Annotated in this window: 4 tRNA genes and 1 rRNA gene; all 5 read left to right on the top strand. The window is 50.5% G+C overall.

Annotated features, from left to right (window positions below):
• The first annotated feature begins 204 nt into the window (after positions 1-204).
• The 5 genes from rrf to IEY34_RS36305 all read left to right on the top strand — a co-directional run bounded on the left by rrf (position 205) and on the right by IEY34_RS36305 (position 732).
• A 5S ribosomal RNA gene (gene rrf / locus IEY34_RS36325) occupies positions 205-321 on the top strand.
• A gap of 5 nt (positions 322-326) precedes the next feature.
• Positions 327-402: transfer RNA gene (locus IEY34_RS36320), tRNA-Asn, on the top strand.
• Between the two features lie 26 nt (positions 403-428).
• Positions 429-520, top strand: a tRNA-Ser gene (locus tag IEY34_RS36315).
• Positions 521-555: 35 nt separating this feature from the next.
• A tRNA-Glu gene (locus IEY34_RS36310) sits at positions 556-630 on the top strand.
• Between the two features lie 26 nt (positions 631-656).
• Positions 657-732: transfer RNA gene (locus tag IEY34_RS36305), tRNA-Val, on the top strand.
• The last annotated feature ends 43 nt before the right edge of the window (positions 733-775 follow it).

Genomic DNA, 775 nt, shown 5'->3' with positions numbered 1-775 from the left:
AAGTGCGGCAACGTATGCAGCTGACGAATACTAATCGGTCGAGGGCTTAACCTACTCCCATTAAAGTGATGAAGAGCTCCGAAGTGGACTCAAGTACTTTAACGGGGCCCAAAGGATTAACTCCTAGGGCAAAAAACCTAAGCAAATCAAACCTTTACGCACGTTTCGTATCTAGTTTTCAAGGCGCAAACCACGCTTTGACTGTTTGGTGATGATGGCGGAGGGGACCCACGCGTTCCCATCTCGAACACGACCGTTAAGCCCTCCAGCGTCGATGGTACTTGAACCGCAGGGTTCTGGGAGAGTAGAACGTTGCCAAACAGTTTTCCCTGATAGCTCAGTTGGTAGAGCACTCGACTGTTAATCGAGTTGTCACAGGTTCGAGTCCTGTTCGGGGAGCCATTTTTATAACATACCAGGCTTTTCATGGAGAGGTGTCCGAGCTGGCCGAAGGAGCACGATTGGAAATCGTGTAGGCGTCACAAGCGTCTCGAGGGTTCGAATCCCTCTCTCTCCGCCATATCTAGCTTATACATCCGAGAAGCCTGTTTACGAGGCCCGTTGGTCAAGTGGTTAAGACACCTCCCTTTCACGGAGGTAACAGGGGTTCGAGTCCCCTACGGGTCACCATTAATTACTACAAATTAGCATCCCATGGAGGCTTAGCTCAGCTGGGAGAGCATCTGCCTTACAAGCAGAGGGTCGGCGGTTCGATCCCGTCAGCCTCCACCATATATCCCTTTAACGGGGACCATGAAACTTATATGCTTATTGA

It is taken from the genome of Paenibacillus marchantiophytorum (assembly GCF_014640555.1).
GTDB classification, from domain to species: Bacteria; Bacillota; Bacilli; order Paenibacillales; family NBRC-103111; genus Paenibacillus_E; species Paenibacillus_E marchantiophytorum.
The sequence above is the reverse complement of the archived record's forward strand: the minus strand, read 5'-3'. Positions and strand labels throughout refer to the sequence as shown.